The organism is Blastopirellula sediminis (assembly GCF_020966755.1).
In the GTDB taxonomy this organism is placed as follows: Bacteria; Planctomycetota; Planctomycetia; order Pirellulales; family Pirellulaceae; genus Blastopirellula; species Blastopirellula sediminis.
Window position 1 is genome coordinate 360,099 of the sequence record NZ_JAJKFT010000004.1, and the last position, 22,303, is coordinate 382,401.

Below are 22,303 nucleotides of genomic sequence, written 5' to 3' on the forward strand. Positions count from 1 at the left end.
AGCATCAACCTTTGACGCGATAGCCGATCGACGTCAACGTTTGTCGCACCCGAGCGGCGTGATCCCCTTGGATCTCGAGCAGATCTTCTTTCGGCTTCACCGTGCCGCCGCTGCCGCAGTCGGCCTGTAGTCGCTTGAGCAGTGCCGGAAGATCGTTCGCGACGTCGGTAAGACCGGTAATGACGGTCGCTTTGCGGCCTCCCTTGCGCTTTTCGATCCGAATAACCGCTGTTTGCTGTTCCGCGGGGAGCCGGGCCGCTTCTCGCGCCTCACGCGCTGCTTCTTCCTGACGACGCGCTTCTCTGGCCGCTTTTTCGGCCGGCGTACAGGTGCACTCCGACTCTAGCTGACCGCAGTCGTCGCACTTTGGCGGAATATCAAACGGGGTTCCAGCAAACAGACGCATAGCAATCGACCACAGCCAAGGAAAGTCATCAGAAGAATGACTTTTATTGTAACAAATTCCCGCCAGTTGACCGCACACTAGCCCGCAGCGCAAGCGAGGGAATGCGTTCGGAAATATCTAATGACTAAGAACTAATGACTAAAGCCGAGAAGCAACTTTTCTCCATTAGACGTTAGGCCTTAGTCGTTTCCTTGCGGCCGCAATCCCTCGCTTGCGCTGCGGGCTAGTGTTGGCGTTGTGAGTTCGGCTACTTGTCTTGCGTCATCTCGAGATACGCCTTGGCATACCGCTTGCCTAGTTCGCGGTACGAGGCGGCGTCGAAGTGGACGTTGTCGCCTTTGTGATTCAGGCCGTCCGACGAGACGAACGCGGCGTTGTCGTGGGTTTCGGCGTAGTGACGCTGGGCGTTATCGACGGCATGCGTGTTTTCGTTCCAGGGGCGGGCTTCAAACTGACCAAGCTGGCCGATGATGAACGGGACGTCCGGGGCGTTCAGTTCCTTCCGCAGTCGAGCGACCAATTCGGTGAGGTTCTTTTCGTAGACTTTTGACCGAGTCGGATTGGCGTCTCCTTCTCCTTGATGCCACAGGATGCCGCAGAGGGTTCCTGACTCCAGCGCCTTTTTCGCACGGGGGAGCATGTCGTCGTACGGGTGCGTTTTGGTCGGCGGATCGTAGGCGCCGGGAACCCAATGTTCGATCGGAGTTCCGCCGACGGCGCACGGAATCAAACCGATCGTCACATCAGGATTCGCTTTGGCGATCTCCAAGCCGAAGGTGCGTCCCAAGCCGACGCCGACGATGCCTGGCTTGTCAAAGTGAAGTGGATCGACGGCCGGAGCCCATTGGCCGCCTTTGTTGAGGGTCAGGACGCGCGGGTTGACTTCCTTGTCTTGCGCTTCGACCTTGCCCCGTCCCGCCATGTTCGATTGGCCGACCAGCAGAAAGAGCTGGAATTTTTCCTTCGGCGGCAGCTTCACCAAATTAGGTTCGGCGGCGAAGGACATCAGCGAAACGAAAGGAAGCAGAACCAGCGACAGCAGTGCGGATCGAAGCGACATGGCGTGCGGCATTCCTGAAGAGAGGAGACTGGTAGCGGGTGGCGGAATTTTGAGGGAGCAAGGGTTGCAGCGCTCTATTGTACCTGCGGCTGGGGAGAGATTCATCACCGCGATTGACGATTCGATCTTGAAGCGGACACGAAAAAGGGACCGCACTTTGGTAAGCGCGGTCCCAATAGGTTTACGGCGTAGCATTTGACGGCACAATTGTCGTGCCGGCAATCTACTACTTCGTCAGGTAATCGATCAGGAACTCGGTCGAGCTCTTGTACTTCGGATCTTTGACGCCCGGGTGAACCAGAACGACTTCGACGCCGGTCTCTTCCAGCTTTTCCGCCAGCTTCACGCCCATGACGGCAGAGTGAGTCGGATCTTTCGGCGAGGAGCCGACGACCGGAACTTCGCCGCCGTAGAATAGACCGATCGCGGGATCGTCTTTGGTGACGTGGGCCATCGGCGAATATTCGTTGATCAGCGGCAACAGCGCTTCGCGATCAGAAAGGACCGCGTCCAGGTTCGGCAGACCGAAGGCGTGGGCGCCATACTTGTAGTTCGGCATCCACTCACGCAGCGGCTTCGGATCGAGCGTCACCTGAGCGCCATTGACGGCGGCGCAGTAAAGACGGGTCGACTCACGCGCGATCGGATCGTCGCTCTTTGGGTCGGCCATGTCGTCATGGAACGCGAGCCACAGCGAACTGCAAGCGCCAGCCGATCCGCCGGTCGCGCCGATCTTTTCCTTATCGAGATTCCACTCGGCCGCCTTCGAGCGAACGAACTGCAGCGCACGAGCGGCGTCGCTCAGCGGCGCTTTGACCGGGGGCTTCACTCCTTCTTCGACCGCTTGTTTAACGTAGCGATAGTTGATCGCGACGACCGAAATCCCTTTGTCATTGAAGGCCTTGGGATTGGTCTTCTTGTCTCCCCCTTGCCAGCCGCCGCCATGGATGTAGAAGACGACCGGAGTCGGCTTGTCCGATTTGGCGGGGTAGAAGTCGAGCACTTGCCGCGGATGATCGCCGTACGGCAAATCATGCAATTCCTTCAGCTCTTTGGCGAACAGCGGTTGAGCCAGCAGGAGGAGGGAAAGGGTAACCAGAATACGTTTCACGAGATGGGCTCCTAGGGTGGGAATACGAGGAAGGTCGGGTCTTATTTTGCCGTAAAGAGCAGCGCAATTCCAGTAGAAAATCAGCGTCTACGGCTCTTCGGCGCCGAGCATCTCGTCCAGTTGCCAGACCAGCAGTTTTTCATCGGCCGCGGCGAGCCAATAAGCGTCGGAAGCGAAGGAGACCCCATTAAATAAGGCGTTTTTCGGCCCCGTTAACTTTTCGATCAACTTTCCCTCCTCGACGTTGAATACCATCACGACGTTGTCATTGCCTGTCGTCGCGAGATACTGATCGTCGCAAGAGAACGTTCCGCCATGGACGGCGATCCGGTTCGCGTTTCGCTTCCAAACGTTCTTCCAGGTATGGGTATCCCAGAGGGCAATTTCTCCGTTCCGTTTTTTTCCCTCTCCGCCGGTCGCCAGGTACTGACCGTCGGAAGAAAAGGCGAGGATGCAGCAGTTATCGTCATGAGCTCGAAATCGTGTCAGGCACTTGCCGCTGGTCGCCTGCAAGACGCTGACGCGTCCCTCATGCGCCGTTGCGGCGGCAATTGTTTTTCCCGCGGGTGAGAAGAGTGCGCTGCCAAACTCCGCCCCTTTGGTGGAAGGAAACAAATTCGATTTGCCGGTCGCGAGGTCGACAACGTACGTACAGTCGTCCCATGAACAGACAAGCAGTTTCTTTCCATCGGGAGAGAGAGAGACGTCCCAGATGTAATAGTTTGAGACGGCTGGAATCGAAGTGACGCGCGTCAAGTCGGAGAGATCACGAACGGCGATCGAATCCGGTTTCATCCCGGCGGTAATCAGCCGCTTTCCATCGGGATGAAAGCAGACCTGCGTCGCAGTGCTGTCTTCCACCAGTTGGCAGTCAATCAACTCGCCGCTAGTCGCATCCCACAGGGCGATGTTGTATTTGCGGGGCGATTCGCCGCCGGCGGCCGCCAGGTAACGTCCGCAAGGAGAGAAGGCGACCGCTTGTTGTACCGGTTGACGATTGCCTTGCCAGATTGTCGGTTTGACCGAAGATTTTGTTTTGGCCATGGGGCGATGGCTCGCTGAAGAGAGAAGTGGAAGAGTCGAGGAGGCTGCAACGCAATCGTAACGACTTCCTCGCCGCATCGCCAATTCCAATTGCGAAACGAACAGGCAGTGACTTGCCGTTTCTCTCAGGCCTACTGCTCGGCGTTGGGATCGGAAGTTGCGGCGGGAAGCGAAATGCGAAAGGTACATCCCGATTCCGGCGAACTTTCCGCGGTGATCGTTCCCCCGTGCGACTCGACGATTGTGCGGCAAATGCTCAGGCCAAGTCCGACGCTTCCTGCTTGTCGCGAACGAGGTTGGTCAACCCGATAGAAACGGTCAAAAATGTGCGGCAGGTCTTCGGCTGCGATCCCGGGGCCATTGTCGGCGACCGACAGCTCGACGCGATCTCCTGCTGCGGCGAGCGTGATTGTCGCCGCGGTTTGCGGCGGGCAGTGAACGGTCAGGTTCGTCAGAAGGTTGGTAATTACCTGACTCAAACGATTGCGATCGCCGATTACCAGCGCCGCGGCAAGATTCGTCTCGATGTGGGTCTGCTGGGCGTCGAGCAGCGGTTGGGTCTGGGCCAGGCATTCTTCGACGAGCGGCTTCAGATCGAACGGTTCCTGATTTCCGGCGCCAGCAGCTTCATCGGCGCGAGCCAAAGCCAGCATCGATTCGACCAGCTGACGCATTTGCTGGGTCGCGTGCTGGCACGTTTCCAGCGCTTCGCGATATTCCTCTGGCGAGCGCTGCTTGGCGAGCGCCAGTTGCTGATGCATCTGCATCACGGCGAGCGGCGTCCGTAATTCGTGCGACGCATCGGCGGTGAATTGCTTTTGCCGCTGGAACGCCGCTTCCAGTCGGGCGAACGTGTCGTTCAAGATGTTCGCCAAGTCGGCCAGCTCCATGTCCATCCGCTCGGTTTCGATCCGATCGGCCAGATTGCGTTCCGAGATATCGGCCGCGACGCGACGGATTTCGAGCAAGGGCCGAATGCTATAGGCCGAAACGATCCATCCGCCGACCAGACCAATCGCGAACACGAGCGTGCCGGTCCCGCAGATCAGGAAGAGGACGTTGCGAATGTCACGGACGTCGGGACCGATATAGCGTCCCACCAATACGGTCGAATCTTCGGGGCCAGCGGCGTACGCTTCGCGAAAGAGTCCCCGGTCGCGATAGGTGATGCGTTTGGCGAGCGCTCTCGCATCGATCACTGGAGGATTGAGTTCGCCGATATCTTCGCTGGTCGAAAGGGTCGCAAGTTGACCGCCGGAACGCCAGATTGCGAAGTAGGGCGCCTCAAAGGGGTGAGCGATCCGCCGCGGAGCGAAAGTGGAAGGAACGCGGAGGTCGGCGTTTAGTTTTTCAATGGCTTGAAGAAGTTCAGGAGTGGATGCTGCGCTGGTCGGGCCGCCATGGAGAAAGGCGTCGAGCGTTTGCGAATTGGCGGCTCGCAACTGCCCGGTCAGCACTTCGACGGCGCTGGAGAGTTCGTTGTCAATCTCGTGAAAGCGGTTGGTTCGATGGAGGATATAGAGGACCGATCCGAAGGCGATAATCACCGTCGCGAGCACCGCGGCGTACCAAATCTGGATCCGCCACCGCAGCGATCGAACGCGAAAAAGGCTGGCGCCGCCGGCGCTGTTCGTTTCAGTGGGCCGCTGCGACATCGACGATGTATCCTTGTCCGCGGCGCGTCGTGATGAAGTCGCTCCCTAGTTTCGCACGCAGTCGCGAAATGTAGACGTCGACCAGGTTCGAAAGGGAATCATGATTCTCGTCGAACAGATGCTCGTAGATCATGGTGCGCGAGACGAGGGCGCCTTGGTTGCGGAGCAGCAATTCGACCAGGCGATACTCGCGTGCCGACAGCGTGACGAGCTCGCCCTGAAACGTGACCGTTTGCGCCGCGGTGTCGACGGCGACGTCGCCAGCGGTGAGGACGGAACTGGCCTGACCGGAGCTGCGGCGAATGATGGCCCGCAGTCGGGCGAACAGCTCTTCCAGCTCGAACGGCTTCACCAGGTAGTCGTCGGCGCCTTCATCGAGTCCTTGAATGCGATCCTGCAGTGCGTCTCGCGCCGTTAAAAGTAGGACCGGCGTTTTCTTCGCGGTACGAAGTTGACGCAATAGATCGAACCCGCTCATTCCCGGCAGCATGACGTCGAGAACGATCGCGTCGTAGTCGTACGAACGCGCCTTGAAGAGACCGTCGTCGCCGTCGGAGGTTATGTCGACGGCGTAATTCTCTTCGCGCAGCGCTTGGGAGAGGCCGCGGAGCAAGTCGGGATCGTCTTCGACAATCAGCACTCTCAAGGAATTATCCGCCGGGCCTGTATTACGAAGAGCGTCCGTTCGACCAGTCGAACGGACGCGGGAATTTCTCTCGAAGGTTCAATTCTACTTGACCAGCGTCAGCGACGTTACCTGGCCGTTGGTACGAAGATCTTTGCCGAATTCAATCTCGGCTTTGACCTCCACGTCAGGATAGCCGGCGATGACGACTTTCGGCGGCGACGAGTACCCGGCGCCGGGGTTGTCGATCTTAAGGCCGGTGACCATCCCATTTTCGATGATCGCCGTCGCTTTGGCCGGGGTATGCGTCCAGAGTTCCCCATTCTGCGGGCGATAGCGATAGTAGTTCGAGACTTCATCAAGCCGATCGTTGGTGACGCCATGCGGGCCGAGGGCGTTCATCAGCACTTCTTTGTTGCGTCGCGCTTCCTCGCCGGTTGGACCGCGACCGCGAGCGGGGCGGACGCCGCTGAACGCATCGCGGAAGACGTCCGAGGTGACGCCGAGACCGGCGGCGACCAGGACGACCGGACGACCGCCGTCGCGCGGATCAGTTTCGTACCCTTGCTGAAAGACGACCGTTCCCGGCGCGAGTTTAGAGAGATCGACCGTCGGCTCTTCACGGCGGGGAGGACGACGATCGTCGCCGGGCCGCGGCGGACGACCATTCGGATCACGTTCATCACCAGGACGCGGCGGGCGGCCATTGGGATCGCGATCATCGCCAGGACGAGGAGGGCGGCGTCCTTCATCTCTCATCTGCGGATCTCCTTTGCCGGGACAATTTTGCCCGGGAGGGCCATCGCCGTTTTCGGGACCTCTCGGTGGCGGCGCCAAGGCGTAGGCCGCGGCCGCAGCGGACAAGACGGCGAAAACTATCAGGTATTTCATCGTGACGTTCCTCTCTGTTGGGGCGAGTGTCGCGAACCGCTGTCGCGATACGTCGAATTATCCAAACCCAACCTGAACAGAACGTGAATCGGCGAAAAAAAGTCGACGCCGCCGCAAAAGTCGAAATGAGAAAGAAACTTACGGCGTTTCGACCACCTTGCCGTTGAGCTTATTGGTCCCCTCATATTTGACGTCGGCGCCCAGGGTATTCAGGTTCACATTCTCGATAACGCAGTCCTTCAGCAGCAGCGTGCCGCCGTTGACGCGGGCATGACCCTTTTCCTCTTTCTTGTCGGTCGTGATCGATACTCGCTCCAAAACGAGATCAAACGTTGCCTGCTTTTCGCGCGGGCCCCCGTTCAATGCGGCAGCTGACGTCATGTTCACGATCTGACAATCGATCAGACGGTGCACCTTACCGACCAGCAAGACGTCGACGTTGACGTTGCCGTAGAACTGGCAGTTGCGATAGACCGTTTCGGTAGAGTTCACGTCGGCGATTCCATTTTCATTTCCATAGAACTTGCCGCCGTTAATCTCGCACTCAGCCGACTCATGCGCTGAGAACCCTTCGTCGAAGCAGTCGTAGCCGTTGATATTCTCAAACTTCAATTCGCGGCAATCGCCATGCACGTTGAAGCCGTCGTTCAAAAAGTTACGGGTGTTCAAATTGCGGATAACAAGCCGCTTGCATGGTCCGCCGGTGGCGATGCCGTTGACCCGCGTTGACCACTGGAGGTTCTTGGTGGAGCCGCAGACGTAGAGCCACCCTTGTTTGTCGTCGATGTTCTCAAAGCAGAACTCGCCCGGCTTCAGTGCCGACGGTGGTGGAAAGTCGGGGGAGCCAGCACTCTGCGTGCGCCCCATCCGCTGCATCACGCCGTCGATGATCAGCAAATGGCGATCGAGCGGCGTCCGCTTCATCTGACGTCGATAAAGATTGGCGCCGACTTTCTCCCAACCATCTTCCGGCAGAGGATCAGCGCCATCGAGCGTCACGCCGTTCCCTTCAATCGTGATCGCACTCCGATTGCCGAACGTGCCGGCCTGGCGATAAACGGCGCCCTGCGGATGAAGCTGAATCACATCTCCTTCCTTCGCCGAGCTAATCCCTTTCTGCAAAGTCTTCAGCGGCTTCTCGACCGTGCCAGGGTTCGAGTCGCTGCCGGTCTCGGCGTTAACATGCAACTCAGCGGCGAGCAGCGAGCTGGCGATCAGACAGAGTCCAAGGGCGAGCGTATAGGTCTTCAGCGCGTTGTTCATGCGGCGGCAATTGGCAGGAAGGAATGAGACGGGTATGGGGAGAGCGGCCATCTAGATCATACTTTGCGTTTTCGCCGAAATCCATGTGGATTGGTCACTTGGGAAGGGAGGCCAGGTGTCCGCGGCAAGCCATGTTCACGCTTCCCTCTTGCCTTGGCGCCTAAGATAGAGGGGAAGCAATTTGAAAGGGACGCGCTATGAAAAAAGTTGGCGACACGATTCGATTTCTCTCGGGCTCCGATCGGGGCGATCAGGCTCCTGCTCCGCGACGGGCCAATCCGGCCGACGCGGAAGTTCTGGACGCCTATTCTCAGGCGGTGATCAACGTGGTGGAGAGCGTTTCGCCGGCGGTCGTCAGCGTTTCCGGAGAGCGGGGCGGGGCTGGTTCTGGATTCCTGATTACGCCGGACGGTTATGCGATTACCAACAGTCACGTCGTCGGCGGACGGGAGCGGCTGTATGCGGAAACCAATGACGGCGATCGAGTCGACGCGAAGGTGATTGGCGACGATCCTTCGACCGACGTCGCGCTGTTGCGTCTGGCTTCGAGCGATTTGCCCTATGCCGAATTGGGAGATTCTGGCGCGACTCGCGTTGGTCAACTGGTGATCGCGATGGGAAGTCCGCTCGGCTTGCACTCGACCGTCTCGACCGGCGTGATCAGCGCCGTCGGCCGTACGCTGCGCGGACAGGATGGGCATCTGATCGAGAACATCGTTCAGCACACCGCCCCAATCAATCCGGGCAACAGCGGCGGACCGTTGGTCGATTCGCGGGGACGCGTGGTCGGCGTCAACACCGCAATCATCGCCATGGCGCAAGGTTTGGGCTTCGCCGTTCCAAGCGATACCGCGCAGTGGGTCGTTTCCGAGATCCTGGCGCATGGTCGCGTCCGCCGCCGGCAACTGGGAGTCACCGCCGCCGCCCAGCAACTGAGTCGCGCCGCAGTTCGGCAATTCGATCTCCTTTCAGAACATGTGGTCGAGGTTGTCGAAGTCGCCCCTGGCAGCGCCGCGCAGAAGAGCGGCATTCGATCTGGCGACGTGATCGTCGCGATCAACGACCGCATTACGGCGAGCGTCGATGACATCCATCGTCTACTTTCAGTCATGCCGCATGATACGCCGATTACGCTATCGGTGGTTCGCGGGAATCGGAAGCTGGACTTGGCGATTGCGTGGGGGAATTAGGGGTCGTAGGGGAAAGACGTGACAACGCTTCCGCCGCCGGCGAGAATTCGGCTTGCCTGCCCCTCGATTTAGGCGTTTCGGCTCTTTGCCGATGGGAAATGGCAGTCAACGGCTCATCGGGAACGTCAATCCACAAGGAATCCCTTCATGCATCGTCGAATTCTCGTTTTGATTGTCGCCGTCGTCCTTATGCATAGCTCAACGCAGGCGTTCGGCCAGGAGGCGAATGTCGAATTGCTCAAGCAGCGTGTTGAGTATCTGGAACTGAAGCTGCAACTCGCCGAACAGGAAGCTGAACGCCTGGCGAAAGAGTGTGAAGAGCTGCGAAAAGAGAATGCGAAGCTGAAGGGGGAAACCACCGACGGTACCGTCGATGAAAACGACCCGTTTAAGAGCGGGGTCGTCTGGGTAGGCGAGGGCCGAGGTAGCGACGAAGCTCCATTTCGCTGGGCCCTTTCCGTATCGGATCGTAAAGGGGGCGCCTTCGAAGGAGCGATCGCGATCATAACCAAGGAAGGTAAAAAGATCGAGCTTCCTGTTGCGGGAAAGGCCCCCACTCGCGGAAATGGGGTGGTCGAATTTGAATCGGCGCTTGTCGGCCGCGCGAAGATGTTTATGCGCGGCACGCTAAGGAATGGAGCGATTGCGTTGGCGTTTTCCGGCACTACCCCGCTCGGCAGAAAAGTTTTCGGCTCTGCGACGCTGGCGCCGAAGAACTAAGGTCGCCCGTAAGGTCCAAGAGAAAACGCCCGCGAGTCGCATTGCGCAACTCGCGGGCGTTCGGTTTTTACGCTAGGCGGTTACCTTCGTAACGACGCCGGAACCGACCGTCTTGCCACCTTCACGGATCGCGAAACGGTCGCCGAGGTTAACGGCGATCGGATGCAGCAGATCGACCTGCAGCTGTACGCCTTCGCCAGGCATCGCCATCGTCATATCGCCGACGACATGCGTCTTGCCGGTGACGTTGGCCGTGCGGAAGAAGAATTGCGGCGTATAGCCGTCGAAGAAGGGCGTATGACGTCCCCCTTCGCTCTTCGTAAGCACGTAGACCTCGGCCTCGAACTGACGCCGGAGCGTCACCGAGCCGCGAGCGGCGATAATCTGCCCTTTGTGCACGTCGTCGTACCGCGTCTTGCGAAGCAGACAACCGACGTTGTCGCCGGCCTGACCCGACTCGAGAACTTCGGCGAACGACTCGACCTGGGTAACGATGTCGCTGACGGTCTGATCGCGGAGACCGACGATCTCGATCGCATCGCCGGAGCGAACGGTCCCTTGCTCGATTTTTCCGGTCACGACGGTGCCGCGACCAGCAATCGAGAAGACGTTCTCAATCGGCATCAGGAATGGTTTGTCGATCTCGCGGACCGGATCAGGAATCGACGTATCGAGCGCGTGGAGCAACTCGTTGATGCACCGACTTGCCTCCGGATCGGCCGGAGCGTCATGCGCGAGCTTCGCCGAGCCGCGGATCACCGGGATCTCGCCGCCGGGGAAGCCGTACTGCGTCAGCAAGTCGCGCACTTCGAGTTCGACGAGCGTCAACAGTTCGGCGTCTTCGACCAGGTCGCACTTATTCATGAAGACGACCAAGTGCGGAACGCCGATCTGCCGCGCCAACAGCAAGTGCTCGCGCGTCTGCGACATCGGACCGTCGACCGCCGAGACCAACAACACCGCGCCGTCCATTTGGGCCGCGCCGGTGATCATGTTCTTGATGTAGTCGACGTGGCCGGGACAGTCGATGTGGGCGTAGACGCGACTTTCGGTTTCGTACTTTACGTGCGAAGCGAGAATCGTGACCGTCTTTCCCTTGTCGCGGACGATGCCGCCACGGGCGATCTCCTGATACGACTTCACCTTGGCCAGGCTCTTCGCCGCTTGGACGCGCAGCAGCGCCGCGGTCAAGGTCGTCTTGCCGTGGTCAATGTGACCAATGGTTCCAACGTTAACGTTACGTTTGGTTGCCATAGCTCAAAACCTCCTATGGTTAGGAACGACATGTCCGCTGACCAACTACGAAGGTGAGCAGCCTGCGCAGTCTTTTTGTGCCCGTGCATCGCCAGAGCAGCCGACATGGAAAACAAAGATCGAACGTATTCACAAAAAAAGCCCGCCGAGTCGGAGAAACCAGGCGGGCTTGGGAGTCATGCGTGTTGTTGCAACGACATACCGTCACCGCCTCATCCGTCGTCGGATGACTGCTGGGAGTCTGACTGGTTGTCGTACAGCGAATTCATGGGATTTTTCCTTCTGACGGAGAAGGACACCGAACGACCAGCAAGGTTCGCGGCTTTGGACGGAGAAGATATGGGAAGAACGGGAGCCGAAATCGAGTAACTACTTGGCTGTCTTCAGGAAGAAGCGAATCCGGTAGGTCGCGGGCTTCCCTTGGGGAGTTCGCAGCGTGACCATCGTCAGATTGGGAACCGGGTAGCGAATGTCGACTTCCCCTTCTTGCAGATCCTTTCCTTCGGCGCCGGCGGCCCAGTCGCGCGCCACTTCGCAGTCCCATTCTCCATCTTTGAGTTCGATAGAGAGAATATTGGGGGCCAAACTAGAATTCTCCGCCATGGCGTAATGCCACATTTTTCCATTGACGCGGATGAAGGGCCCCCATAAGGAAAAGTTGCCTGGGGGAGTATGTTGTCCCGAGGCGTAGGCCAGCGCGAATCCGGTGAAATAGTGGTCGTCTTGCTCCGTCTTCCTTCCAAAGCGACCAATGTTGAACGTGACCTGTCCTTGCAGTGGAATCTGTATATGAAAGTTGTCGACTGGTCCGTTTTCGCTGATGACGGGACGATCGCCGGGAGAATTCTTAAATGGGGGACGCTGGGTGAAGACGAACGGCATGGCGACTTCCCGGACGATCTGGTCCCCAATCTTCGCGCGGATTACGCAATCGATGGCGCCCTTTCGGGGATCATCGACATGGACCGTCGAAGAATCCCAGGTCGCTGCAGGAAGGAGTTCTTCTCCCCGGTGCAGGTCTTTCACGGAGACCTTGACGCCTCGTCCGCTGCGCAGCTCGAGACTCGCTTCGTCATTAGGAATGCGGACGAGTCGAGCGACGTCTGACAACCGAGTTCCCGTCGCCCCATGAATCACACGGTCATCGATTTTCAGCAGTTCCTTTTCGGTCGGCTTTGTAAAGGAATGCCCGCGACGCAATAGCAAGGGAAGATCCTTGCGCGGGTCTGGCGTCAGGTGAACGACAACTTCGTCCTTGTCTGCGGGCAATGAAGTTTGCGTGGTGCGCCATGTCTCGCCATCGGCGCTTACGGCGACTTCAATGGTATCAGGACGAACGGCGCCAAAGTCGGTTATGACGCGAACCTGAAAATCCATCGCTTGATTGCGATCTTCCCACTTACTCACATCGTTTGCGGCGCTTAGGCCGGGTTGCTTCAGGAACTCGCGCAGCCGCTGGTAGCTGATCGCAAAACTTGTCCCTACCGCAGGAAACGCCATCTTCCTGGCGACCACTCCCAGGACGCGACCTTCCGCATCGACAAGTGGGCCGCCCGAGTTGCCAGGGTTGACCCCTGCGTTGAACTTGATGTCGGTGTAGTTCCCGTTTTCGTCTTGCGGCAGGGAAGTGATCTGGCCTGGATCGCGCGTGATTGATGGGTTCTTCCCCTCGGGAAGCGTCCCGAAGGGAAAACCGAAGGCGAGGACTTCATCTCCCAGTTCAAGCTTTTCATTTTCGGCGAGAATATCGAGCGTCGGCCAGTCGTTTCGACCGTCGACTTTCAACAAGGCGAGGTCCCACTCGAGATTGGTGCTAAGCAGCTTCGCTTTGACTTCTTGCTGTTTGTCCCCTTGTCCGGAGTTGATGACCAGCGTCGTCTCGCTGAGTAACTCGAGTTGCAGCAAAACGTGACAGTTGGTGACGAAGAGGCCGTCGGCGCGAATGCAAAACGCGGTCCCTTCGCCAAGCTCCGTCTGTTTGACGAACGCCGTCGCCGCCGCTGCTTGCTGATTGACGTTCTGGGCACGAGCGAAGCCGCAGCAACTTAACAAAAGTGCGATGGCGATGACTTGAGGCGTTTGGCGTGCGATGCGTTCCAGCTTCATTTCGTACTCCGGGCCGGTCAATCGACAAGCTTCGTAAGATCGACGACCAACAAGATCTCGCGCGTCAGGCGTGCGCCTTCCGCGGAAGGATAAATGCGTCGATGAACAAGTATTTCCGACCTATTGGGATGAACGCGAAACGTAGAGCCCTCGATGAAGAAGCCGCGATTTGCGCTGGGATTCAACATGATAACTCGGTCTGGCTGTGCATATCCTACAATGGTCCAAACGCCATCGGCGGTCCCGCCAAGCTGCGTGATATCGTCCTGACGCAGCTCCATCGCCAGAGTTTGTCGCGAATCAGGCGCAGTTTCCGCTGGCGAACTAATCGGCGTCGAAACGAATCGACGGCCGTTCGCCATCAAAATGTTCGAGCCATCTTTCCGCCAGGCGAGCACATCAACTGCCTCTTTGTAAATTGCGATCTGACGAAGCGGCTCGCTTAACGCCTCCTTGGCCTGGGAAACCTCTTTCTTCTGGTTCAGGTCAAACAGCGTTACGGTTGGGCTCGTACCGCTACGCCAGTCGACGAACGACGGCGTCGCGATCGCCATCAGGTCAAGGCTTGGATGCAGCGCCCACCGATTGGGGCTGCGGGGAGAACCCGATCGCGTCCACACAGATTGCCAATCGACGGTGGAGTAGATTGTTGGACCGAACGCGAGCCACTTTCCATTTCCAGAATAGGCGAGACTCTCTTGCGGTCCGCGAAAGTTGAATTCGAGCGTTTTCACCGGTTTGTCGGACTCGGGTGCGTAGATCTCAGCGATTGAGAACTCTTCCCAACCGCGCATGCCTCGTTGAAAACTTCGATCGCTATCGGTCTTACGAGTCTCAAACCGCGTCACGGCGATGTGCCCGTCTGGCGATACCGCAAGTCGATTTATCTCGGTCGAAAACTTGAGAAGCGTCTCGGGCTCCGTTTGCGGCGCTTTCCAGCAAAGTATTTGAACGCGACCATCATTAAAGCGGGGGTCAAATTGGCTCGACACGACTGCAATGGCGAGAATCGAGTCGCCGCCGGGGCCGTAGGCGAAGTCGTCCAGGCGTTTAAGGTTCGTTTCTCCCCAAATCGTGATGGCCGAATCGGGCGCCTTGGTACGTTTCGGCCCCGTGGACGCCTTGGGAAGTTCTCTCGAGAGGCCATCGGTCAGATTCTGCGAAAAGATCGGTTGGGTTCCGAGTTGCAGAAATACGCCGATGCCTACGAGGATTCGCACTAGCGTCATTCGCCAAGATGGATTCATGCGTTTCTCCACCGTTTCGCGGCGTTAGAAGCCGGCAGGAGTCAAGCGTCGGCGAGTTCATAAACCAAATCGCGCGAGCCATCCGCGGATTCGTAGGAAGAGGAGATGAAAAGGGATGCGTCGAACGCTGCGTTGAATTAAGTCTAGTTCCAAAAAGTGGGCGAATGCAACACGATCTTCGTTTTGGATTGGCGGCGGCTAATCGGATAGACGCGGTGTAGAAGTTGAACTCTGGACGTACATTTCTAGTGAGGGATCTTGGCGCCCGTCCGTGGCTGAAAGTTCGTTCGCTACGTTTCGTTCCGTCACAGTGTTGGTGGAAATTTGACACCATCGGAGAGGGGGGCTATCATTCGGGCCGACAATGTAGGGGAAGATTTGCGATGCGTTCTCTGCGAGATTTTTAGGAGACGCGACGTTCTTCCATGATTCCCTCGCTCGCGACTGTTCGACACCACGCGTTGAATTGGGGGCCCGTCTTTCCGACGGCGAAAGAAATTGTCCGCTCTGAATTATTTGCGCCTACGATCTCTGATTGCGATCCTAGCGGCCATGAGTCTGGTCAGCGGCTGTCGACCGACGAACGAATACCACGAGCCTCCTCCGCCGGATGTGACGGTTGCAAAACCGCTAGTTAGAGAAGTAACGGTTTATCTGGAAGAGACCGGAACGACCGAAGCGGTCGAGCGCGTCGAGGTGCATGCTCGCGTTAGCGGGTTTCTCCAAGAGATCTTGTTTCAGCCGAATGACGATGTGACGCAAGGGGACGTTCTCTTTAAGATCGAGCCGGAAGAATTCCTGGCGAAGCGTGATCTGGCCAAGGCCGAAGTTCGCCTGGCGGAAGTCGCCAAGGCGAAAGCGGAAAACGATCTGGCGCGTCAAAAGGAAGTCTTTGAAAAAGGCGCCGTTTCCGAAATGACGATGGTCCGTTTGCAGGCCGAAGTCGACGGCTCGGCCGCCCAGATTGACGCCGCCAATGCGCGACTCAGTCAGGCCCAACTCGACGTGGACTATACCGAAGTCCAATCGCCGATCACGGGGCGGATCGGAAAATCGCTTGTGAAAATGGGGAACCTGGTTTCGTCCCAACCTTCGACCCATTTGGCGACGATCGTTTCCAATGACGCCGTCTATGCGAATTTCACGATTAGCGAGCAGTCCTATCTCAGCTTTGTCGACGCTTACGATCCGCAGGAAAAGAATGGACGCGACGTCCCTCTCTATCTGGCCCGCGCTTCCGACGAAGGATTTCCGTATCAAGGGACTTTGAACTTCACCGACCTGACGGTAGAGCAGGGGACCGGAACTTTTGCAATTCGGGGCCTATTCCCGAATAGCGACGGCCGACTGACGCCTGGGTTGTTCGTGCGGATTCGATTTCCTGTTGATCGGCAGAAGGATGCGCTACTGATTCCCGATCGGGCGACCGCCGTCGACCAGGCGGGAAGCTACGTCTTGGTTGTGAACTCGGAAAATATGGTAGAGCGCCGGGATGTCGTCGTGGGGGCGAAATTCGGTCCGATGGTTGTGATCTCCGCAGCGCCCAATGCGGAGGAGCCGATTACAGCGGAGGATCGCATCGTTGTGGATGGCGTGCAACGTAGTCGCCCTGGGGCGGTGGTCAATCCAGTAGGGACCGAGCTGACCGTGGATGAGTCGTTGCTGAATCCTGAAAAGGGGACCGCCGAGAAACCTGCTGCGGACGAAGTTGAGAAAACGGAAAACTCCCAGTAGCTATCCTTACCGATAGGCGCAACTTATGTCACGCTTTTTTATCTATCGGCCTATCTTCGCTACGGTCATTTCGATTGTCATCATGCTCGCGGGCGCGATCGCGCAGTCGAGTCTGCCGATCGCGAAGTTTCCGCAGATCACGCCTCCGACGGTGCAAGTGACGGCAAACTTCCCAGGCGCCAATCCGGGCGTCGTATCGGAGACGGTCGCCGCGCCGATAGAACAGGAGGTGAACGGCGTCGAAAACATGATCTACATGTCTTCGACCTGCACCGACAACGGGGCTTACACGTTGAACGTGACGTTCGAGACCGGCACCGACATGGATATGGCGACCGTTCTGGTGCAGAACCGCGTGTCGATCGCTCAGCCGCGGTTGCCGGAAGAGGTGCGCCGTCAGGGGATCACGACGAAAAAGCAATCGACGCAGATCGTGCAGTTCATTACCCTCACGTCGTCCGATTCGCGGCATGACAGTCTGTTTTTAAGCAACTACGCCACGATCAATCTGCGCGATCAACTGGGGCGCGTGGAAGGGGTCGGCTCACTCTCGATTTTTGGCGCCGACGATTACAGCATGCGAATCTGGCTGGCGCCGGAGAAGCTGAAAGCGCGGAATCTGACCCCGCAAGACGTGATCGCGGCGGTCCAGGAGCAGAACGTTCAGGTCGCCGCCGGTCGAGTCGGCGAACCGCCAACGTCGGACGACACCGCGTTTCAGTTCGTCGTCAATACGAAGGGACGTCTATCCGAACCGGAAGAGTTTGAGGAATTGATCCTCAAGACGACGGCGGATGGGGCGCTAACGCGTCTCCGTGATGTGGCGACGGTGGAACTGGGCGCTCGAACTTACAACTACACCGCGTCTACCAATGGCCAGCCATGTGCGGCAATCGCGATCTATCAGTTACCGACTGCGAATGCGCTCGATCTGGCGAGTTCGATCCGCCGCGAGATGGAGCGGATGAGCAAGCGGTTTCCGGAAGGGGTCAGCTATCAGATTCCCTTCGATACGACCCGATTCGTCGAGGCCTCGATCGCCGAAGTCTATTCGACCCTATTCGTCGCCGTTGCGCTTGTCGTGTTGGTGATCTTCATTTTCCTGCAGGATTGGCGAGCGACGATCGTCCCTTCGGCGGCGATTCCCGTCGCTTTGATCGGAACGTTCGCCGTGATGGCGGGCTTGGGATTTTCGATCAACATGCTGACGCTCTTTGGAATCGTCTTGGCGATCGGGATCGTGGTCGACGATGCGATCGTCGTCGTCGAGAACGCCTATCGCCATTTGGACGCTGGTTTGGGACCGAAAGAAGCGGCGGTAAAAGCAATGGAGGAAATTACCGGCCCGGTAATCGCCACCACGCTCGTCTTGCTTGCCGTGTTTGTGCCGACGGCGTTCATGGGGGGAATCGTCGGTCGCTTGTATCAGCAGTTTTCGCTCACGATTTCGGCCGCTGTGATAATCAGCACCATCAACGCGCTGACGCTCAGTCCTGCGCTGTGCGGGATCTTTCTTCGTCCAGCGCGAGAGTCATTTGAGAGCAACTCGTTTTTGCCAGCCGGGTTTGTCGGCGTCTTGGTTGGTGGGACCGTCTGGTGGCTCACCCACGCGGCCTTGGGATGGCAGGCGGCTGCGGGACTCGCAGTTGTCGGCGTCGCTGTCGGTTGGCTCCTCTCGCCGCTCGTCAATCGGCTGCTGAAGATCTTCTTTGTGGGATTCAATCGCGCCTTCGATGTATCGACCAGCGGATATTCGGCCGCCGTCAAATTTGGCGTCCACAACATCGTGTTATCGATGGCCATCTTCACGTGTCTGCTGGTCGTAACGGCATGGGGCTTTCGGCAGGTTCCGACCGGGTTTTTACCGACCGAGGACCAAGGGTATGCGTTCGCCAATATCCAACTGCCGGACGCCGCCTCGTTGGGACGGACTCATCACGTGATGGCGAAGGTCGACGAGATATTGAAGCGGACCGACGGCGTTTCGGACTGGGTTTCGATCAGCGGCTATTCGATCTTGAGTGGAACGGTCGGATCGAACAATGGCTTTGTCGCGATCGTGTTCGAGCCTTGGGAAGAACGGACGAGCAGCGAACTGAGCCAAGACGAGATCATGGGACGCATCCGGGCGGACCTGCGGAAGATTCAGGATGCGGAATGTATCGCGTTTGTTCCTCCTCCGATTGATGGACTGGGAAATGCCAGCGGCTTTCAGATGCAGCTTCAAGATGTCGGCGGGATTGGGCTCTTGAACATGCAGTCGCTGGTCGAGGAAGTTGTCGTGGACGGCAACGCCCAATCAGGTCTGACCGGGATGAACTCGACGTTCCGCGCTTCCGTTCCGCAGGTCTACGCCGAAATCGATCGAACGAAAGCCAAGAAGCTAGGGGTTTCGCTCGGATCGCTATTCGGAACCTTGCAGGCCTACATGGGATCGGCCTATATCAACGACTTCAACCGCTTTGGGCGAACGTGGCAAGTCCGGGCTCAAGCCGAGCCGAGCGCACGCGTACTTCCCGAAGATCTGCTGCGCGTCGACGTACGCAACGCCGACGGAGAAATGGTCCCGGCCGGGACGTTGATGGAGATCTCGACGATCGTCGGTCCTCAGGTGATTCAACGTTATAACTTGTACCCGAGCGCCCAGATCAATGGGACGCCTGCCCCGGGGTTCAGTTCCGGGGAAGCGATGGAACTGCTGGAACAAATGGCGGCGGAGAAGTTCCCACCATCCGTCACCTTTGAATGGACCGGAATGTCGTATCAGGAGAAGTTGCTGAGCGAGGCCGATTCGCCGTTGCAATCGCCGGCCTTCATTCTGGTTCTTTCCATCGTTTTGGTGTTTCTCGTGTTGGCCGCCCAGTATGAAAGTTGGACCAGTCCAATGGCGGTGATCGCCGTCGTGCCGCTGGCGGCGCTAGGCGTGGTGATTCTGCTCGTGCTGAGAAACGCCGACATCAACATCTACACGCAAATCGGGTTGGTGTTGCTCGTCGCTTTGGCAAGTAAGAACGCGATCCTGATCGTCGAATTCGCCGCCGAACAGCGGCGCGATGGGCTCTCGATTCAGGAAGCCGCTTCCAAAGCGGCCTCGCTCCGCTTTCGCGCGATTTTGATGACCGCGTTTTCCTCGGTCCTTGGATTCCTGCCGCTGCTAATCGCTCAAGGAGCCGGTGCGGCAAGCCGGCAAGCGGTTGGAAACGCCGTCGTCGGCGGCATGATCGCCGCGACGATCTTCGCGCTCCTATTCGTGCCGTCGTTCTTCGTGGTGTTTCGCTCGCTTGGGGAACTCGGCCAAAAAGAACCGCCACCGTCGTCGGAGTGAGAATTCGATATCGCACTTTCCGGCCGTCGGATCAGCCGGAGCGTCATGCACGTTTCGCGGCGCCGGCGATTTTACTGGCACAGTTCGAGAATGCGTTTCGCGTTGTGGAATAGCCGCTTCAGGACGTTAATCAGATCGGTTTGGATTCGAAACGGCTGGATCGCCTCTTCCCCTCCTTCGACCAACTGGAGAGCGAGTTTTTCGGTCGCCTCTTCCGCTAGCTGATCGACTAACGCTTGGCGGCTCTCAATCTCGATCGGAACTTTCTGGTCGTCTGGCCGAATTGCTTGCACGGCGGCTTGCATCGACTCCAGGACGATTTTTTCCAGCGGCTCTTGGACCACGGCTGGGGGGAGGCTCACCTTTCGTTTGATTCGCCGTTTTCCTTGGGTCACCAGGTTGGTTTCGATCAGGTCGCCGCTATTCTCGAGATAATTTGCGACCAGGATCAGCGTCTGGATTTGACTCGCATGATCGGGCGTCAGTTCCGCTCGTTGTATCTGCCGCAGATAATCCAGAATCGCTACGTGCAGGATGTCGACGTCATCGTCGAGATGCTTCAGTGCACGTAAGTCCCCCTTGTCGCCATATAAGACGGCGGTCGGCGCCGATTGCAACATTTCGACGATCAGCTCTCCCATATGCGTCAGTTCCAGACGAACTCGATCCAAAGCCAAGGCGGGGGTCTGCAGAAACTCGGGGTCGAGGTACATCGGTTCGATTCGCTTGACTTCCTCGATCGGCGGCTCTGGCACAATTCGAGTGGCCAGCTTCGCGATGGGGCCTGTAAACCAGATCAAAATCAGCGTATTAGCGACATTGAACAGAGTATTGGCGTTGGCGATCTGACGCGGCGTTTCGGCTGCCAGCCGCTGCGTTCCTTCCAGGTTCGGGAACTCGGGAGAGATCCATCGAGACATCTCCGCGAGGTAGCCGATCAGGAAGACCCAAAGCAACGCTCCAAGGACGTTGAACATGACGTGGACGACCGCCGCGCGGCGGGCGTCGACCGGTTTACCAATCGACGACAGGATGGCAGTAACGCAGGTGCCGATATTTGCGCCAATCGCCAGGGCGATTCCCGCGTCCAGCGACAAGACTCCCTGCGACGCCAGCATGATGACGATGCCGGTGGCGGCGGATGAACTTTGAATCACAGCCGTAAACGCGGCGCCGAGCAAGATGGCGAGCGCCGGATTGTCCATGCGCCCCATCAAGTCGATAAAGGGCTCGAACGAGCGAAGTGGATAGGTGGCCGAGCTCATTTGATCCATGCCGAGAAAGAGCATGCCGAGCCCGAGCAGCATCGCTCCATAATTGCGCAGTACGGCGCTGCGGGAAAACGACCAACTGCCAAATCCGACCGCGACCATCAGCCACGCGTACTTGGTGACCTGGAAGGCGATGATCTGCGCGGTGACGGTCGTGCCGATGTTGGAGCCCATGATCACGCCGATCGACTGCTGCAGCGTCATGAGTCCGGCGCTAACGAAGCCTACGACCAGGACTGTCGTCACCGAGGAGGACTGAATCACCGCGGTCACTGCGGCTCCAGTAAAGACGGCGGTAAATCGATTCGTCGTGAGCCGGCCGAGCAAGACTTTAAGACCGTCGCCTGCGACAGCTTTCAAGCCATCGGACATTTGGTGCATGCCATAGAGAAACAGCGCCAGCCCGCCTAGCAAGCCGATGCTGATCTCCAATGCGTTGATTGTCGTTGCCGCGAATAGCATTTCCTGCCGCCGACCGGTCCGCCAAAACTAATTCCCGCGTCCATCGTAACCAGGAATTGTTTTCCCGATAGGCGGGATTCAGATGGCGGCGGCAATTTATTGCAGCAAATTGGGCCACGTGCCGGCGTCCGCGTAGACAGGGTCTTCAATCGCAGCGCGTCGCCTGCCATGCTCGCACGGCGATTGGCTCGGCGCACAGAAGATGCGGCTCGCCGGTCAATTCGAGCCCCAGCGGAACGCACATCGTGTTCTCGCGTACGGTCCAAGTTGCGTGGGATAGGGACCAGGGATCGTGGTCGATCTCGCCGCGATAGACGCGGCCTTTGCGATCCGAGCAGTAAAGACAGTAGCGGGCCGTCAGCCAATGTTCCAGCGTCCCGGGCTCGGAATGAAACGGTTCGCTCGTCGCTTGATAGCTCGCGTCGAACAAGGCGGGCGGTTCTCCTCGGTGCGTCCGCTGGCTGCGGTAGTCGATCTGTTGCGAGTCGTCCTGGACCATCGACATCCTGGCGTCCATGTACGGAAGATGAAACGTCGCCCTGGCGGCACGGACCGCCAAGCGACTGGCGGCGTCGAGCGAGAAAAACCAAACGCCTGGCTTGTCGTCGCGCGTCACGTAGGTGCGGACGTTCAGTTCCAGAAAGCGGCTCAGTCTGGGGACGCCAGGAAAGCAGCGAGGCGCGACGTCGGACATCAAAAACGGGACGACGCCGATCCATGCTTGGCCATCCCTCGTATCGAGCTCAAGTCCAACTGGCAATAGAGACGCCAGGGCGTTGGGGTCGACCGGCCAATGGGCAAACAGCAACTCTGACCAGGTCATCCGCATGATCCAGGGACGCGAAGGCAAATCCCAAGTCCGATCGGTACGCCCCGTCATTTCAGATTCTCGATGTTGGCTTTTGGTGACCTTTGCCGATTCCACTATGGTAACCGCAA

At 58.2% G+C, this 22,303-nt stretch carries 17 protein-coding genes; 4 read left to right on the forward strand and 13 right to left on the reverse strand.

The window, feature by feature from the left end:
* Nucleotides 1-4: 4 nt before the first annotated feature.
* The 8 genes from LOC68_RS05215 to LOC68_RS05250 form a co-directional block, all read right to left on the reverse strand.
* Nucleotides 5-406 (reverse strand): translation initiation factor, encoded by a 402-nt coding sequence (locus LOC68_RS05215; RefSeq protein WP_230216464.1) that lies wholly within the window; start codon nucleotides 404-406, stop codon nucleotides 5-7.
* A gap of 247 nt (nucleotides 407-653) precedes the next feature.
* A complete protein-coding gene (locus tag LOC68_RS05220; protein WP_230216466.1) occupies nucleotides 654-1,466 on the reverse strand; it encodes a sialate O-acetylesterase in 813 nt (270 codons plus the stop codon).
* Between the two features lie 226 nt (nucleotides 1,467-1,692).
* A complete protein-coding gene (locus LOC68_RS05225; RefSeq protein ID WP_230216468.1) occupies nucleotides 1,693-2,577 on the reverse strand; it encodes an alpha/beta hydrolase in 885 nt (294 codons plus the stop codon).
* An 87-nt stretch (nucleotides 2,578-2,664) separates the two neighbouring features.
* Entirely contained in the window at nucleotides 2,665-3,621 is a 957-nt protein-coding gene (locus tag LOC68_RS05230) for a WD40 repeat domain-containing protein (protein WP_230216470.1), read from the reverse strand.
* Nucleotides 3,622-3,752: 131 nt separating this feature from the next.
* On the reverse strand, nucleotides 3,753-5,276 hold the full coding sequence (locus LOC68_RS05235; protein ID WP_230216472.1) for a sensor histidine kinase: 1,524 nt from the start codon (nucleotides 5,274-5,276) through the stop codon (nucleotides 3,753-3,755).
* Complete coding sequence (locus LOC68_RS05240) at nucleotides 5,257-5,916, reverse strand: response regulator transcription factor (RefSeq protein ID WP_230218457.1); 660 nt, start codon at nucleotides 5,914-5,916, stop codon at nucleotides 5,257-5,259. Before LOC68_RS05240 ends, LOC68_RS05235 begins: the two co-directional genes overlap by 20 nt.
* A 90-nt stretch (nucleotides 5,917-6,006) precedes the next feature.
* Entirely contained in the window at nucleotides 6,007-6,792 is a 786-nt protein-coding gene (locus LOC68_RS05245) for a hypothetical protein (RefSeq protein ID WP_230216474.1), read from the reverse strand.
* A gap of 138 nt (nucleotides 6,793-6,930) precedes the next feature.
* Complete coding sequence (locus LOC68_RS05250; protein ID WP_230216476.1) at nucleotides 6,931-8,055, reverse strand: hypothetical protein; 1,125 nt, start codon at nucleotides 8,053-8,055, stop codon at nucleotides 6,931-6,933.
* A gap of 197 nt (nucleotides 8,056-8,252) precedes the next feature.
* Between LOC68_RS05250 and LOC68_RS05255 the strand changes: the two genes are divergently transcribed.
* Both LOC68_RS05255 and LOC68_RS05260 read left to right on the forward strand, forming a co-directional pair.
* Nucleotides 8,253-9,245, forward strand: a complete 993-nt coding sequence (locus LOC68_RS05255; protein ID WP_230216478.1) for a S1C family serine protease — start codon at nucleotides 8,253-8,255, stop codon at nucleotides 9,243-9,245.
* A gap of 147 nt (nucleotides 9,246-9,392) precedes the next feature.
* Nucleotides 9,393-9,965: a hypothetical protein gene (locus tag LOC68_RS05260; protein ID WP_230216480.1), complete on the forward strand. Its 573-nt coding sequence runs from the start codon at nucleotides 9,393-9,395 to the stop codon at nucleotides 9,963-9,965.
* Nucleotides 9,966-10,037: 72 nt separating this feature from the next.
* Here the strand turns inward: LOC68_RS05260 and tuf are convergent, their stop codons facing one another.
* From tuf to LOC68_RS05275, 3 genes are all read right to left on the reverse strand, one after another.
* Complete coding sequence (tuf, locus tag LOC68_RS05265; protein ID WP_230216482.1) at nucleotides 10,038-11,219, reverse strand: elongation factor Tu; 1,182 nt, start codon at nucleotides 11,217-11,219, stop codon at nucleotides 10,038-10,040.
* Between the two features lie 369 nt (nucleotides 11,220-11,588).
* Nucleotides 11,589-13,325: a S1C family serine protease gene (locus LOC68_RS05270; RefSeq protein ID WP_230216484.1), complete on the reverse strand. Its 1,737-nt coding sequence runs from the start codon at nucleotides 13,323-13,325 to the stop codon at nucleotides 11,589-11,591.
* A 17-nt stretch (nucleotides 13,326-13,342) separates the two neighbouring features.
* On the reverse strand, nucleotides 13,343-14,545 hold the full coding sequence (locus LOC68_RS05275) for a hypothetical protein (RefSeq protein WP_230216486.1): 1,203 nt from the start codon (nucleotides 14,543-14,545) through the stop codon (nucleotides 13,343-13,345).
* A gap of 579 nt (nucleotides 14,546-15,124) precedes the next feature.
* Here LOC68_RS05275 and LOC68_RS05280 point away from each other — a divergent pair.
* Nucleotides 15,125-16,306 carry an efflux RND transporter periplasmic adaptor subunit gene (locus LOC68_RS05280; protein ID WP_230216488.1) on the forward strand — a complete coding sequence of 394 codons (1,182 nt, stop codon included), beginning with the start codon at nucleotides 15,125-15,127 and terminating at the stop codon, nucleotides 16,304-16,306.
* 25 nt (nucleotides 16,307-16,331) lie between these two features.
* Nucleotides 16,332-19,631 (forward strand): efflux RND transporter permease subunit, encoded by a 3,300-nt coding sequence (locus tag LOC68_RS05285; RefSeq protein ID WP_230216490.1) that lies wholly within the window; start codon nucleotides 16,332-16,334, stop codon nucleotides 19,629-19,631.
* 71 nt (nucleotides 19,632-19,702) lie between these two features.
* On the opposite strand, the gene LOC68_RS05290 is transcribed toward LOC68_RS05285, so the two are convergent.
* Together LOC68_RS05290 and LOC68_RS05295 are read right to left on the reverse strand one after the other, a co-directional pair.
* Nucleotides 19,703-21,364, reverse strand: coding sequence for a Na/Pi cotransporter family protein (locus LOC68_RS05290; protein WP_230216492.1), 1,662 nt, complete (start codon nucleotides 21,362-21,364; stop codon nucleotides 19,703-19,705).
* Nucleotides 21,365-21,509: 145 nt separating this feature from the next.
* Nucleotides 21,510-22,244 (reverse strand): YqjF family protein, encoded by a 735-nt coding sequence (locus LOC68_RS05295; protein ID WP_230216494.1) that lies wholly within the window; start codon nucleotides 22,242-22,244, stop codon nucleotides 21,510-21,512.
* Between the last annotated feature and the right edge of the window lie 59 nt (nucleotides 22,245-22,303).

Bases quoted from the DNA above. Each gene is read 5' to 3' on its own strand.
- LOC68_RS05215 (WP_230216464.1), bottom strand. From the start codon at position 406: ATGCGTCTGTTTGCTGGAACCCCGTTTGATATTCCGCCAAAGTGCGAC.
- LOC68_RS05260 (WP_230216480.1), top strand. From the start codon at position 9,393: ATGCATCGTCGAATTCTCGTTTTGATTGTCGCCGTCGTCCTTATGCAT.
- LOC68_RS05285 (WP_230216490.1), top strand. From the start codon at position 16,332: ATGTCACGCTTTTTTATCTATCGGCCTATCTTCGCTACGGTCATTTCG.
- tuf (WP_230216482.1), bottom strand. From the start codon at position 11,219: ATGGCAACCAAACGTAACGTTAACGTTGGAACCATTGGTCACATTGAC.
- LOC68_RS05230 (WP_230216470.1), bottom strand. From the start codon at position 3,621: ATGGCCAAAACAAAATCTTCGGTCAAACCGACAATCTGGCAAGGCAAT.
- LOC68_RS05250 (WP_230216476.1), bottom strand. From the start codon at position 8,055: ATGAACAACGCGCTGAAGACCTATACGCTCGCCCTTGGACTCTGTCTG.
- LOC68_RS05255 (WP_230216478.1), top strand. From the start codon at position 8,253: ATGAAAAAAGTTGGCGACACGATTCGATTTCTCTCGGGCTCCGATCGG.
- LOC68_RS05290 (WP_230216492.1), bottom strand. From the start codon at position 21,364: ATGCTATTCGCGGCAACGACAATCAACGCATTGGAGATCAGCATCGGC.
- LOC68_RS05220 (WP_230216466.1), bottom strand. From the start codon at position 1,466: ATGTCGCTTCGATCCGCACTGCTGTCGCTGGTTCTGCTTCCTTTCGTT.
- LOC68_RS05245 (WP_230216474.1), bottom strand. From the start codon at position 6,792: ATGAAATACCTGATAGTTTTCGCCGTCTTGTCCGCTGCGGCCGCGGCC.
- LOC68_RS05270 (WP_230216484.1), bottom strand. From the start codon at position 13,325: ATGAAGCTGGAACGCATCGCACGCCAAACGCCTCAAGTCATCGCCATC.
- LOC68_RS05295 (WP_230216494.1), bottom strand. From the start codon at position 22,244: ATGACGGGGCGTACCGATCGGACTTGGGATTTGCCTTCGCGTCCCTGG.
- LOC68_RS05280 (WP_230216488.1), top strand. From the start codon at position 15,125: ATGAGTCTGGTCAGCGGCTGTCGACCGACGAACGAATACCACGAGCCT.
- LOC68_RS05235 (WP_230216472.1), bottom strand. From the start codon at position 5,276: ATGTCGCAGCGGCCCACTGAAACGAACAGCGCCGGCGGCGCCAGCCTT.